This is a genomic window from Emticicia sp. CRIBPO (assembly GCF_009905725.1).
Lineage (GTDB): Bacteria > Bacteroidota > Bacteroidia > Cytophagales > Spirosomataceae > Leadbetterella.
In genome coordinates, this window is sequence record NZ_JAAAKV010000001.1 from 566098 (window position 1) to 580109 (window position 14012).

General features: G+C 41.0%; 13 protein-coding genes. 1 reads left to right on the forward strand and 12 read right to left on the reverse strand.

The window, feature by feature from the left end:
• Nucleotides 1-2: 2 nt before the first annotated feature.
• Nucleotides 3-1133 carry a sensor histidine kinase gene (locus GVN16_RS02535; protein WP_166562253.1) on the reverse strand — a complete coding sequence of 377 codons (1131 nt, stop codon included), beginning with the start codon at nucleotides 1131-1133 and terminating at the stop codon, nucleotides 3-5.
• Nucleotides 1134-1455: 322 nt separating this feature from the next.
• Nucleotides 1456-2721, reverse strand: coding sequence for an aminopeptidase P N-terminal domain-containing protein (locus GVN16_RS02540; RefSeq protein ID WP_166562254.1), 1266 nt, complete (start codon nucleotides 2719-2721; stop codon nucleotides 1456-1458).
• A gap of 56 nt (nucleotides 2722-2777) precedes the next feature.
• Here GVN16_RS02540 and GVN16_RS02545 point away from each other — a divergent pair, with 56 nt between their 5' ends.
• The gene (locus GVN16_RS02545; protein ID WP_166562255.1) at nucleotides 2778-4367 is read left to right on the forward strand and encodes a S8 family serine peptidase; all 1590 of its coding nucleotides are present in this window, start codon (nucleotides 2778-2780) and stop codon (nucleotides 4365-4367) included.
• A gap of 210 nt (nucleotides 4368-4577) precedes the next feature.
• Here the strand turns inward: GVN16_RS02545 and GVN16_RS02550 are convergent, their stop codons facing one another.
• From GVN16_RS02550 to GVN16_RS02595, 10 genes are all read right to left on the reverse strand, one after another.
• Nucleotides 4578-5417 carry an N-acetylmuramoyl-L-alanine amidase-like domain-containing protein gene (locus GVN16_RS02550; RefSeq protein ID WP_166562256.1) on the reverse strand — a complete coding sequence of 280 codons (840 nt, stop codon included), beginning with the start codon at nucleotides 5415-5417 and terminating at the stop codon, nucleotides 4578-4580.
• A 141-nt stretch (nucleotides 5418-5558) separates the two neighbouring features.
• Nucleotides 5559-6929, reverse strand: a complete 1371-nt coding sequence (locus GVN16_RS02555; protein WP_166562257.1) for an SMI1/KNR4 family protein — start codon at nucleotides 6927-6929, stop codon at nucleotides 5559-5561.
• 132 nt (nucleotides 6930-7061) lie between these two features.
• On the reverse strand, nucleotides 7062-7997 hold the full coding sequence (locus tag GVN16_RS02560; protein ID WP_166562258.1) for a carbon-nitrogen hydrolase family protein: 936 nt from the start codon (nucleotides 7995-7997) through the stop codon (nucleotides 7062-7064).
• A gap of 106 nt (nucleotides 7998-8103) precedes the next feature.
• The gene (locus GVN16_RS02565; RefSeq protein WP_166562259.1) at nucleotides 8104-8517 is read right to left on the reverse strand and encodes a hypothetical protein; all 414 of its coding nucleotides are present in this window, start codon (nucleotides 8515-8517) and stop codon (nucleotides 8104-8106) included.
• The gene (locus GVN16_RS02570) at nucleotides 8498-9337 is read right to left on the reverse strand and encodes an SDR family NAD(P)-dependent oxidoreductase (RefSeq protein ID WP_166562260.1); all 840 of its coding nucleotides are present in this window, start codon (nucleotides 9335-9337) and stop codon (nucleotides 8498-8500) included. Before GVN16_RS02570 ends, GVN16_RS02565 begins: the two co-directional genes overlap by 20 nt.
• A gap of 37 nt (nucleotides 9338-9374) precedes the next feature.
• Nucleotides 9375-9962: a Crp/Fnr family transcriptional regulator gene (locus GVN16_RS02575; protein WP_166562261.1), complete on the reverse strand. Its 588-nt coding sequence runs from the start codon at nucleotides 9960-9962 to the stop codon at nucleotides 9375-9377.
• A 6-nt stretch (nucleotides 9963-9968) separates the two neighbouring features.
• Nucleotides 9969-10535, reverse strand: a complete 567-nt coding sequence (locus GVN16_RS02580; RefSeq protein ID WP_166562262.1) for a dihydrofolate reductase family protein — start codon at nucleotides 10533-10535, stop codon at nucleotides 9969-9971.
• Between the two features lie 4 nt (nucleotides 10536-10539).
• The gene (locus GVN16_RS02585) at nucleotides 10540-11058 is read right to left on the reverse strand and encodes a hypothetical protein (protein WP_166562263.1); all 519 of its coding nucleotides are present in this window, start codon (nucleotides 11056-11058) and stop codon (nucleotides 10540-10542) included.
• Between the two features lie 215 nt (nucleotides 11059-11273).
• On the reverse strand, nucleotides 11274-11741 hold the full coding sequence (locus tag GVN16_RS02590) for a CYTH domain-containing protein (protein ID WP_166562264.1): 468 nt from the start codon (nucleotides 11739-11741) through the stop codon (nucleotides 11274-11276).
• Between the two features lie 419 nt (nucleotides 11742-12160).
• Nucleotides 12161-13984, reverse strand: a complete 1824-nt coding sequence (locus tag GVN16_RS02595; protein ID WP_166562265.1) for a hypothetical protein — start codon at nucleotides 13982-13984, stop codon at nucleotides 12161-12163.
• Between the last annotated feature and the right edge of the window lie 28 nt (nucleotides 13985-14012).

Consider the following 14012-nt stretch of genomic DNA (forward strand, 5'->3'; position numbering starts at 1 on the left):
TTTTATTGGTAAGCAAATTCTTCTGTTTTCTTGTGTTGAAAATACAGGCTCAGGTGCACTTTAAAATAATCTTCTGACTCGCTGATATGAAGCTGATAATTTTTCCCGTAATGCAAATCAAGTCTTCTTTGTACGTTTTTGAGTCCTATGCCTCTGCTTTCGTAGGCTTCATTGCTGTAATTCCTTTGAGTTGATACGCTGTTACCTACTATAAGGTCCAGGCTGTTTTCGTCAATTTTCACCTCAATTTCTATCCTGTTCTGCTGATCTTTACCTTTGGAAACGTGCTTGAAAGCATTCTCCATAAAAGGCATCAGGATAAACGGAGCAATGGTTTGTCCGGCGGCCGACTGATCGTTCAATTCATAGGATAAACGGGTATGTTGTTCATCAATCCGGAGTTTTTCCAGCTGGATAAAATCATCCAGGAAACTCAGTTCCCGGCTGAGCTGTATCTCATTTTCATTACACTCATAAAGCTGGTACCGCATCAGGTCCGAAAAAGTCGCCAGCGATTCAGAGGCCAGGTCAGGGTTTTTGTGAATGAGGACGAAAATAGAATTGATGGTATTGAACAAAAAATGCGGATGAAACTGTGATTTCAGGAATTTCAGTTCTGTTTCAAGCTTTTCTCTCTCCAGGTCCTGTTGCTTTTTCTGCGATTGAATCCAGTTTTTGGTGAGTTTTATGCTCATGGCCAGTGTCATGCTCCCGACCGTGGACGGCAGGGTATTGATGGCAAAAAAGAATTTATAGTCTGACAATTCACGGCCGTACAACTCTTTAAAAGTAAGGTCAGACAGATAAGCACTGAAATAATATCCGCAGACAATAAAAGCCGCACAGATCAACACTGTAGACAGAAAAAAACCGAGATAAGCTACATAACGGCCTGTGTACAGGTAGCGGGGCATCAGGAAATACAGGTTAAAATAAACCCCGAAAGCCTGGAAAACGACATAAAACAGGAACTTAACTGAATAGGCAGAATATATAATGTTATGTGCCACGTCACCGAAATCGCCGATGGTGATGGTCCACCACATGACATGGTAGGCAAACCAGAAAGGAAGATGGTAAATCTTGTACTTAAAGAACCAGGATTCTCCCGGCAGGTTTATTTTGGCATCCATCTGACAAAAAATTAACGGGAAAAGTAATCACAACACCTCTGAATTAGAAATTTGCTTGACAACAGGTTGTTTTTTATTGACGAAATACAAATGGTGGTTTATTGAAATGCCTCTGCCTCACAATTTCGCAGCCGTCAGACGTTGCCTGTAAGGTCTCTGCAAAACACTCGCTCATTTACTCCCTAAAATATGTCACCCCTACGGGGTTTTGGTTATTTTCATAACAAATTTGCTACAGATATGTCGCCCCTACAGGGCTTTACGGAGAGTCAGACGTTGCCTGCAACATCTCTACAAAACCCACATTCAATCATTCTATCACTCAATCATTCATCATCCTCTCAATCTCCTCTATCTCCAATGGGATGCCCTCCATCAGGTCAATATTACCGTTTTCAGTCACCAGGATGTCATTTTCCAGCCGGATGCCCAGGCCTTCTTCCGGGATGTAAATGCCGGGTTCGCAGGTAAAAACCATGCCCGGCTTGAAGATCGCATATTTATCACCCACGTCATGGACATCCAGGCCCAGGAAATGGGAAATACCATGGGGAAAGTATTTTTTGACCTGAGGATTTTCAGGTGTGATGAGGCCCAGTTTCAGGAGTTCCTCCTTCATCAGTTCGTTGGCCTGTTCTTTCAGCTGCACCAGGGTATTGCCCGGCACGATGAGTTTCCTGGACGCATATAGTACGTTCAAAACAGCCTGATAAACTGCTTTTTGCCTTTCTGTGAATTTTCCGCTGACCGGCACAGTCCGGGTGATGTCGGCTTTATAGTTGGCATACTCCGCCCCGAAATCCATCAGGATAAGGTCGCCTGACTTGCAAAAATTATTATTGGTGACATAATGAAGCACACAGGCGTTTTCACCTGACGCCAGAATCGGCTGAAAGGCATGTCCCCTGGAGCGGTTCATCAGAAACTCGTGGGTCATTTCGGCTTCCAGCTGGTACTCAAAAACGCCGGGCCCGATAAACCTTGTAAGTCTCCTGAAGGCCTTACCGGTAATGTCAATGGCTTTTTTCAGCAGTTCTATTTCATGTTTGCTCTTCACTTCCCGCAGCTTCTGCAGCAAGGGGGCCGAACGGTCGTAGTTGTGCAAAGGGAATTTCTCTTTCAGTTCTTTCAGCAGCTTCCTTTCCCTTGTTTCAAAAGAAATGTCTGCCCCGTCATGTTCATTCAGGTTCAGATAAATCCTTTCATTAGCCGGAATAAGCCGGTAAACCACACTTTCAAACTGGGATGACCAGTAAACCGTGCGGATACCGGAAATTTCACGGGCTTCTTCTTTCGTCAGCTTTTCCCCTTCCCATATCCTGATATGCTCGCTCGTTTCCCTGACAAACAAAACCTCTCTCATTTCAGGGTCCGGATGAGAAGGATTAATCACGAGAAAAGTCTCTTCCTGATCAATCCCGGTCAGGTAAAAAAGATTCGAATTCTGAATAAAGCCCATCGTGCCGTCGGCGTTTGCCGGCATCGGGTCGTTAGAACAGAAGATAGCTACCGATTGTGGTTTTAACTTTTGGATCAACCGCTGCCGGTTTTGAATAAACAGTTCAGGAGAAATTTTTTCGTAACGCATCCCTTTTTGAGGATTAATTTTAGAATATTTGCAATATTAATTAATATCTGAATAGTTTGATCACAAAATTCAAAGAGTCTGCCTTCTTTTTCATCCTTCTTTTCGGGCTGAGTCATGTCATGCAGGCCCAGCAAAAGTTCTGGGTGTTTTTTGATGAAAGAGAAACAAACGCCGCCCCGGCCATTTCCGGAGAGACCATAGAAAACAGAAGAATGCTTCAGCTTCAGGAAATCCAGACATCGGATTTTCCTTTAAAGAAAACCTATATTGATTCATTGCAGTCCCTCGATATAGAAATACATCGTCAATCCAGGTGGTTGAATGCCGTTTCGGCTGAATTGACGCCCGAACAGAAAAGGAAATTATCGGAGATTTCATTCGTCAAAGGCCTCCGGGAAATCATCGTGGGCACGTGCCTCGAGGCACGTGCCCACATCCCTTTGGAGGCACGTGCCCACATCCCTTTGGAGGCACAAGCCCATGATGATTTCAAACCCGACCTGAGGGTCGATTACGCCCTCAAGCAAATGGGTGTAGAAGGTTTTCTGTTTAATAACCTGGATGGCACGGGTGTTAATATCGGGGTCATAGATGTCGGTTTTTATGGATTGGAGAAAGACCCGGCCCTGGCTCATGCCGTCGAAAGTCAAAGGATCAAGGCTGTTCATGACTACATCAATCCGGCCAAAGTGAATCATTTCGATGAAAAAGAAACAGATTCTGATTTTCATGGCACTGAGGTTTTAAAAGCCATTGGTGGCAAAATCGAATCGGAAGATATATTGCTGGGCATTTCCAATAAGGCGAGTTTCTACCTGGCGAGAACCGACTCCGGCAAAAGGGAATTCAGAGCAGAGGAAGACAACTGGGTGGCTGCGATCGAATGGCTCGACAGCCTGGGTGTCAGGCTGGTCAACACTTCGCTGGGCTATGGCTCAGGGTTTACGGATCCGAATGAGAGCTATCTGCCTGAAAACATGGACGGCAAAACCAGCGTCATTTCTAAAGCGGCGACGCTCGCCGTCAGGGAAAAAGGCATGATCCTGGTGGTTTCTGCAGGCAATGAAGGCGAAAATCCTGCCTGGCAGGTAGTTTCAACACCAGGTGATGCTTACGAGCCCATTACGGTCGGAGCAAGTGACCAGCACGGACTCAAAATGGATTACAGCAGCATCGGCCCTGATTTTCTACCTTATGTAAAACCGGACGTTGCCTGTTATGCCTTATACGGCACTTCTTTCGCCGCCCCGCTGATAACGGGGTATATCGGGGCATTGCTGCAACTGAAACCGGATCTGAAGTCTGAAGATATCAAAGAAGTGTTGTTCAAATCAGGCGATATGTATCCTTTCCCGAACAATTATGTAGGTTATGGCTTTCCGAATGCGTTAAAGTCACTGAGTATATTACTGGGCCAGGAAATCATCAAAATGTCTGTCAGGATCAAAGCAAAAGATTCCTACGAATTAAAAGATATCAAAGGTGCCCAGGTGCTCGTTTTTCATAAGACAAGCCCGACCTTGGTGAATGAACAATTCCGTAAAGAAATAAAGAAAAAGACCTTCAAAATAGAAAGACCGGAAGGCATCACACACACCACCCTCGTTCTGGCTGACAGGAATATTGAGATTGAATGGGAGGATTAATTCTTCCGAAAAAGGAAGGAACTGGCAGTAAGTCAGACGAAGCAATGGAAAAAATATCTGAAAGATTCAGCCTTTTACACCGGTGATTTTACATTCTTTAACAAGCTATTGATCAGGTAATTTAAGAAAACGACAAACTTTCCTTTTCCCCATCCGACGTGACCGCCAGGCCGGGCGGGCTTTCTCTTTTACTCCTTTCTTCCAAAAAAATCAGATAGGTCTCAAAACCATCACACCTGCGTGTTTCTTGATCCTGTTGAGGTATTCTCCCATGGTTTCTGTGGATACAATTACTTTTTTAAAGTCCAGAGAAGCATGCATCAGGTATAATTTCCCGTTTTTCCACACCGCAAAGCCTTCGTGATTGACATCCAGGCCGGGTACAGTTGAAGTAAAGGCAATAATATCCCCGGTACGGATCTGGCTTTCATTAGCAGCGAATTTTGCTTTCGGAATTTCGAACAGTTCGTGCCCTGACAGGTTGCTTTCCATCATTTTAATTTCATTCCAGACCTTATCATCAGTGGCAAAAGCCGGGTAAAACTGACGGTGTGTACTCATGAAGTTGATCTTTTTAGTGACCTTCTGCCCTATTTCCGGACTCATGTCCTGCACCAGCCCGTTGGCTTCCGCATGTTTGGCCCAGTCAAAGAAATAATGTATCCTGGAAGCATATCCGTTGATCTCACCGTTGCGGTATCTCAGGTTCTGCAGAGTTCTTCTGTAGTTTTCGTAGGTTTTGTCTTTGCTGAGTTTGGTCAGGCTGATAGCCAGCACATTTTCGACAAAAGTATAACAATCAAATTCATTGAGGTTACAAACCAGTTGCTCGGAAGCAAATTCCAGTGTAGATGCCGTATAAGGCAATCCCGCAAAACTCTCTCCTATCTGAACAATGGTCTCTGCCAGGGTATTTTTTTGAGGCAATTTCAGACGTGCCTCTACGATTTGCTGTGAATTGGACTGGGCAAAAGCCAGTGCCGGAAATAAAAGAAAGGCGAATTTTAAAATGATTTTCCTGGTCATGGAGATGTCTGTTTTTATGATCATACAAAATTAAGCACGTTTTCCTTTAAACAAATAATCGGGGAGGATATTGTTTTTTGTTTGTGCTTTAGTGGGTGCCTGCCCGACCTGAACTTCGTTCGGGCGGGGGTGATTTGTGATAAACTGTTCACAAATCAGAAGCGATCACCAGAATCTGTACCACTTTTTCTCGACTTTATTATTTTCATTATTTTCTAAAATCGAGATATTATCGTATCCAAATACTCGCAGATTACTGTTTAACTTAGTCAATATAGAATGCTCATCTTTGGTAAATCTTCTTGCAACTTCCCTATAGTGATTAAAAAGTTCCCAATCTTTTAAACCCGAAAGAGCTTGCAAAGTAGTGTGAACAACCGGATTGGACTCATCATATAAACCTCTTATGAGGTGATCGAGATAATCTTTTTTGTTTTTCAAACGGCCTAAGTTATAAAATGCAGTTACTCTTGTGTCCATGTCCACATTGTACGTGAATGGGACAAGCTTTGGGCCATAATCCACGCCGGCCTTTTCGAGCAGAAGAATGTAAAACCGAAGTGTTTCGCTATCACTAATTTTATCAATTTCAGGTTCAGCAACACTCAACCATTCCTGACTTTTGTCAGGTGCATACCAGCAAATAAACTGAAAAAAGCAAAGTAGATTATCTGTGAGTAAAGTATGTAAATGAGGCCTGGCTATTTCGTAATCAAACTTTACCAATAACTCAATCAGCTTAATTCTTAGATGTTCAGACTCAACAGATAGTTGCTGTTCAATGATTTTGACTGTCTCACATTCAATTGATTTCAAGTTCAGAATAGACTTCAGACAACCAGACTTAAATGTCTCATCATCTGACATTAAGAATTTCTCAATTATTTCGCGATCTGTCCCGCCCATCAAGTAACCAAACCAACTGGGCCCGTCTTCCAGTAAATCGCCCGAAATTATTTCATCAAGCCATCTTTCATACCAATCAAGAAAGTTCTCCTCATAGGTAAACTGAGGCTTTTGCCTGTCAGAATCCAGATTTACTACTTTACCCTTATGATCTCCATTTAAGATAATACCATGATAATAAGTGCATCCCTGATTGCCTATCGGCAGAATCCCTCCAAATATTCTACCTAATTCCTTTTCATAATCATCATTAGAAATATCTTCATTTTCGTCAATCTTCTTATTCAGAGAAAGCCAATATGATTCAGAAATTTCCGGAGAAATAATACAATCCCTGCCTAAGTATTTTTTTGCTTTACTGCTTGTTATTTCATTAAGACCTTCTCCAAGCGAATAGATCCCATAAAATGGGCCTGCACCTCCGTTCCCTATATTTGTCATAAAGGATTTATAACACTCTGGAAGATCTATTGAGTATGAGTTTTCGAAACTTCTGATATCATTAATAGTTGCAGGTTTATTCAATACGTATTTATGCCTTCCCGCTCCAAAAACTTTTAAGCCTGCATCTTTCTCTTTAGCAATGATAAGTTTCTCTTTAATACGGTTTATCTGATCGTCAAAGCTCATTGTAAAAGTATGTTTTAAATTCTCCTGGCATTTTTTCCAGTTTCTATTCCGGCAATTAATCTAATTTCTATCCTAACCCTGGGCTTTATTGATGGTTTAAGGAAATCATAGGCAAAACCTAAAAAAAATCTTTCACTCCACCCGCAAAATCCCCGGCTGCTTATTCACTTTAAAATCAAAAACATCATTTCTGGCGTAATGCCCAATGACGTCAAAGTCCAGTTTGCTTTTTGCCAGGACAGAGAAATCGAGTTCAGCAGTCAGCAGCCCTTCTTCATTCCAGAGCGGCCCGGCCAGTACTTCGCCCATGGGTGAGATGATCACGCTGCCGCCCGGACACATGATTTCGGGTTCGTCTTTCAGGTCTTCCAGGTATCTTTCCGGATAATCGGCTTTGGTCACAAACTGGTTCGCGGCCAGCACAAAGCATCTGCCCTCCAAAGCGATATGCTGCATGGTGGATTGCCACGAATCCCTTGAATCTGCCGTTGGGGCAAGATAAATTTCAACCCCTTGCTGGTACATGGCCATCCGGGCCAGGGGCATATAATTCTCCCAGCAGATCAGCCCTCCTATTTTACCGATTTCCGTGTCAAAACTGACCAGGGTACTGCCGTCGCTTTCTGCCCAGATATATCGTTCCAGTCCGGTTGGCTTCAGTTTTCTGTGTTTGCCCATGAAGTGGCCCTGATTGTCAAAATAAAGCAGGGAGCAATGCAGTGAGCCACCGGTATTCTCTCTTTCCGTAACCCCCAGCCCCACAAAAAGATTTGCCTTTTTTATGGCTGCACTGATTGTATCAAGGTGCCCAGAGGAAGTATCGAGGCTGTTCTGCCAGTAATCAAACCATTGCTCTCTTCCTTTGTCAGTCCGTCTGCCGATCGTGGCTTCGAACGTCAGTCCCCTCGGGTAGCAGGGAATGAAGGACTCAGGAAACAATAACAGTTCACAGCCTGCTTCAGCTCCTTTTTCTATCCATGAAATGATGATCCCGATGGTCTTTTCAATATCAAACAAGGCCGGCGTGGCCTGCACCACCCCTACTTTCACTTTCTTTTGGTACTCCACAGCCGGGTTAATTTAAATGTTTCCAAAAATTAGCACAGAACTTCCGGAAAGCCATACATTCCAGGCTTTTTTCACAGAAAAATACAGAACGCATAACCCAACCAGTCTATCCAAAAAAAGCGAGGTCAATGTCTGGATCAGCATCCACGCTACACAAAAAACCGGCAGCCTCCTGTATAGAGGATACATTTTTCAGATGAACATTCCCGGCCGAGTGTATTGTCATTTCCTCTTCCTCTAATTCAAGGTGATCAGGTTTCACGATCACGACATATTCCAGCAAAGGGTGATTCAGCACCACAGACGCCTTCTGAAGCTCTTCCAGGGTATAAATCCTGTCTAAAGGGGCCACACGGTTGTCAATAATGATATGGAATGTATCTTTAACATCCTTCAACAAGGCCATGGTTTCAGTCAATACGCCGGCCATATCCTCCCGGGTAATTTCTGCATGAAAATGGGTTAATGCCGCTACTTTTCCCGGAATCAGCCATCCTGCTTTATAATTGGGTGTTCTCATATAAATCAAATTTTAATGTTTTCAGTAATTCGTTGGTTTTCTTCCACAGGGTTTCTTTATAATCCCGTTCAAAGCTCAATGGTACCGGTTTTTTATCGACATAAAGCTGTCCGCTTATGCCTTCTATGTCTTTAGAAATACATACATAAATGCCGTTTTGAGAAGTTTTACTCATCAGTGGAGAAAAAACCCGGGTCAGGAACCTGATAAAGAAAGGCTGATGCCGGGTGAGGTCTGAGCGGACGATACCGGGATGAAACGAATTTACATCCAGGTGCAATTTCTCAGACAACAGGACAGTGAGAACAGTTTTAGCATGGACAGTGGCTATGGATGCCTTAAAACCATTATAAGCCTTACTAAAATCCAGATTTTCGAAATCAAGCCTGGTGTTCAGAATGGTCCTGGCTTGTGCCGAAACGTTGACAATCCTGCTCCCGGGTGTCTTTTTCAGCAATGATGCCAGTCTGACAGACAGCACGAACGGGCTCAGGTAACCGACGGCAAAAGTCTTTTCAAAACCCTCCGGGGTCATTTCTCTTTCGGGAAGTATCACCCCGGCAACATTAGCTAAGAGGTCCAGTCGGCTGTGTGTTTTGACAAAATCTTCAGTGAATCGGTAAACTTCATTTAAATTACCCAGATCAAGACCAATAAATGTGGCGTTCTGCTCACCCAGCGAAGCCTCCAAAGCCTTTCCTTTGGTTTTATTGCTCCCGATAAATACCACAAAATAATCTTCGTGGATCAAACCTTTGACGATAGACAGGCCAACACCGGAAGTGCCGCCTGTGACGAGTGCTGTTTTTTTCTTTTTCATGAAGCAAAACTAGCCTGCTCCTGAAAGAGAAGTGTTATCAATTGTTAACAGTCTGAAGCATCAGCATTTTTTTTATGCGGCTCAGCGACACGGGCGTGATGCCCAGGTAAGAAGCGATGTAACGCTGAGAAACCAGGCTTTCAATCCTGGGATAAAACCTGGTAAATTTAAGGTATTTATCAGAAGCTTTGACCTGCATAAGACAAATGTCCCGGTTGCTCAGCCTGCTCAGTTCTTTTTCTTTGATGGCTTTCCCTATTCCGGAAAGTTTTTTAGTTTCAGACAAAACTTTTTTCAGCCGATCGGCATCAAACAACAGCAAAGTGATTTCACAGAGGGCCTGATAGCTGTAAGCAGAAATGCCGTTTTGCGTCCGGAATGTATTGGTACTCATAAATTCTCCCTCCTGGAAAAAGGCCGTACTTTTCTCGTTCCCTTCTTCATCTATGATAAAACCCCGCATAATTCCGTTTTCAATAAACACCTCCCTGTTGTACCGCTCTCCTTCCTGTACCAGTAATTCTCCCTTTTTTAAATGTACCGTCAATGCGAGGTCAACAATGGCAGTCCATTCCGTTTCGGCTAACGGAGATATCGAATCTATGTATTTCCTGAGGGTTTTCATGAGTCATTAACAACGAATATAATGCAGGGCCAGTTCTCCGTTCGGAAACTGCCGGGTGCTGATGAGTTGCAGTTTTTTCAATTCTTCAGAACGGGTAAATAACGGAATTCCTTTTCCAAAAATAACCGGGTTGATGCATATCCGGTAATCATCAATCAGGTTTTCCGCCATCAGCAGTTGCGACACAGACGGACTTCCGAAGATCAGGATATCCTTGCCCGCTTGCTCTTTAATAGCAACAATTCGAGCTACCACATTTTCACTGAGAATGGCCGTAATTCCCATCACCTGCCCTTCCAGTGTGCGGGACACAATGATCTTTTCCGTTTTGTTATACCATTTGGAATAGGCCACTTCCCCCTCAGTCGCACCCGGAATATCTTTTGCCGACGGCCAGTATTTCTCAAGTAGCTGATAAGAAACACGGCCAAACAAAGCCGCATCGGCAGTCTGGGTTAATCCGACAACAAATGCGAGGTTTTCTGCCCCGGCTTTAAAACCATCCAGTTCTCCGTTTTCTCCGGCCACGAAGCCGTCGAGAGAGGTATGGGCGATGAGGGTTAGTTTTCTCATGGTTTTATTTGATGAAATTTGATGTCCCGGAAAGCATCTCCTTCAATTCTATTTCATGCTGTATCTTTCCTATCAGATAAATTAAGTAGATCGCAATCAAATTAATCCCTACTATTATTTGCTCTCCAGATCCACTAAAATGTAATTGAAACTCTCCAAAATAAAGATTGAAAAAAGGATTAAGGTCATTTGTATAATCAATGCCAACATTCAGACTAAGGCCGGCAACATACCTGAAGGAAAATACAGGAAGAGCGATATTAAAGCACTGTAATATCTGGTTGATCATGGAATATTTTAATCCGGTTTTGGTGGCACCCTTTATCAATAACACGCCACAAAAAATAGTAAAAGTACAAAAACAGGTAACAAAAAGAAAAAGAAAAGCACTCGAGCTATTGATACCCAAGTTATTAAATATAGCCCAAAAGGTCAGTAGAAACCCCAGAACCCCGCCGCCAACCTGGTAGTAAGCCAGTCCTTTAATTTTAGATTTTAAATTATTGTTTAGTTTATTGGTCATGGTCTATTAAGTTTTGAAAGGAGTTATTTTATCTCCACTCTGGTAAATCTCAACACTTGGTTTATCAATATGAAAATATAAAAGCCAGGAATATTTTTTATCCACTATATAAAAACCACTTTGTAAGGTAAATATCAAAGCACTCAATTTATAAAACTAACGGATAAATTTAATAGTCAAAAGCGATCTGAAATTATTCCCGGACCTTTTTCTTCCTACCACTTGCTAAAAGGCTCCGCTGTCAGTTTAGAATTGTAATATTTCTGTTCGCCGGTTACTTCTTTGTCTATCCAGGCAGGGATTTCAAAGGCTTCTTCTTCACTTAATAATTCAATTTCTGCAACGATAAGTCCGGCATTATCTCCCAGGAACTCGTCGACTTCCCAGATTTTATTTTCAAAAGCAACTTTATACCTGATTTTCGACAATTCTGAAACCGAAAACTCATCCAGCAACTCTTTGGCTTCTGTCGCGGGTATCTCATATTCAAATTCAGACCGGGTAGCTCCCGTCGAAAGCCCTTTGATGGTGAGAAAACCCTGTGTATCTGTGAGCCGCACCCTGATGGTTTTGTCGGGGTCTGTTAATAAATACCCTTGTCTGAAATGCTGCCCGGCAGGTTTCTCAACTCCCTGCCACATCTGATGATGAACTAAAAACTTCCTTTCGATTTCTTTTCCCATGTGAAGGTTTACTGCTATGATGAATGAGCCAGCAAGATACTTTACGTAGGACTTCAAACGAAATTTATTCTGATGTGATTCCGAACTTCTTTTTAAGCGACTACTTCAATTAGATTTATAGATTTACACGACCGTAATAATCTAATTGAATTATATGGCCTAAATGTCTGCTACTTGAATCTCAGGAACATATCAACCCTTTTCAATTTTTATAATTTTCAAAAAATGTTCTAGCGTCACTACCGCTAAATTACCTTTTTCTTTAACCAAGAAATTCATTTAATATACACACAATTCAAATCATACTTTCACACTTTAATCAAATTTTCAAAATCTTCTTAGCCCTTTTTTTTAACACAACATCTTATAAGTTTCAATTATAAAAATCAGTCACTTTAGATCAAAAAAGTAATTGCCTTCTAGTCGAACCATTTCTCATCATTTGCTATCTTACCAACGTGTATTATTTCTCGATTTGCATATTGCCTACAAGCTTTTTCTGCCATTGAAGCGATAATTCTCGGATACGATTTAGCATCAGCCATAATATTCTTTGAAATTTCATAAGGTATAATAACTTTATTTTCATGGTAATGTCTATAAAAAATATAATCATGAAAGCTGAAATTGGGAAGAGCAGAATAAACTTCTTTTATTCTATTTAATAAATCAATATCATTTGGATTGCGAAAATATTCGCCTACTAAATAATCAAATTTCACTTCATATATTTCGTCCGAAAGTAAATTCGACTCACCTCCTATTTCCTTATAAATAAATTCATCTCTTGTCGATTCTGAAAGTCTAAAACTGATCATATAGTTAAACATTTCGTTGCTATTACTTCCTTTAAGAAAAGTGATCATTTCAGAAGATTGCATTGAATTAAATGTGGACAATTCAGCGGTACTTTTAAGTGTCCTTATAATTATTAGACATTCTTCTTCACTGAGTTTGGATATCAAATCGGAAACTACATTGTACATCTCAATTATTGTCTTTGAGGTTGCCCATGTCAAATACACACAGAGCTTGTAATTAATCTCTTTCGAAAAATTTAGCTGAGTTCTCCAAAAACTCAAATTGCCAGATTTCATTCTCGCACATCTCGTTCTTTTGCATAAAGAAATATGTAAATTGCCCAGTTCGCTAAACGATTCATATTTTTCCTCTTTTGATTTAATGCCACTAGAAATAATCGCAATTGCATTAATTATCCAAGTATCTCCATAATGCTGTCTAAGAACCTCTACAAATGAATCCCAATTTTCTAATGCTACTTTCCATTCAATCACCGGCCGGTCGAGTATTGGTTTTAATTCATCTGCTACCTTCTTAATTCCTAAATCAATTTCGTCATTTACTTTAAAATCAAAGTATTTTTCACTTGAGGAATAGGAACTCAAGGTCTGAGATAAATACTCTAAAAATGAAATATTTTCGTTCTCGCTTTTTAAAACATTTTTCAATGAATAAGTATTCAACAACATACTTAAAAATTGAATGCCACTTTCTAACTTTCTCCTAGCAGTAGCAAATAGGTAGTTCTTAAGAATTCCATTTAGTAGTGTCTCTTTTAAATAACGTGATTCTTCCAAAACATCAAAACGATTACTTTGTATTAATATTTGTATTTTTCTCTCTTGATAATCCAAAGAATCTTTCATTACAATTTCACCAAGGAATCTTGTATCTAGTTTGTAGATTATTTGAAGTAGATGTCCATATTCAAGCCACTTAATTAAATCATTATTTGAATAATTTAATGCTTCCCTTTTCCATACATTTTCGTTATCAAGGGGATTATTTCTTATCACTCCAATCAGCTCAATTGCATAATCTTTTTTAGGAAATAATTTTAATTGTTTAAAGCATTCATTAAAGATTTCAGTTCTTCCACATTCATTGGGTAGCAAGATTGGTTCATTACTAGCGTATCTACTATCTTGATTAATAATACTACCTATATTAATTCCATTCAAGATAATTTCAATTACATCTTTCAGTAACACTGGATATTGAGTAAAAACCCAGTCAGAAAGTATTTGTGATGTAATTAGCCTTGGATAATTTGTGTACCTTAAAACCTTATCTTGTTGCAATTCTCTCAGCTCATGGATTAACATAGGCAACTCTCCTTTATCGAAACAGCCCGAAAAAAACCTGACTACATTGTGCCAATAAAAGTTTCTAGCAATCGCATTAAATCTTTCGGGCTTTGACCCATTCTTCTCTCTTCCCACCGGAGCATAGGGTGAAGTATTATATAAA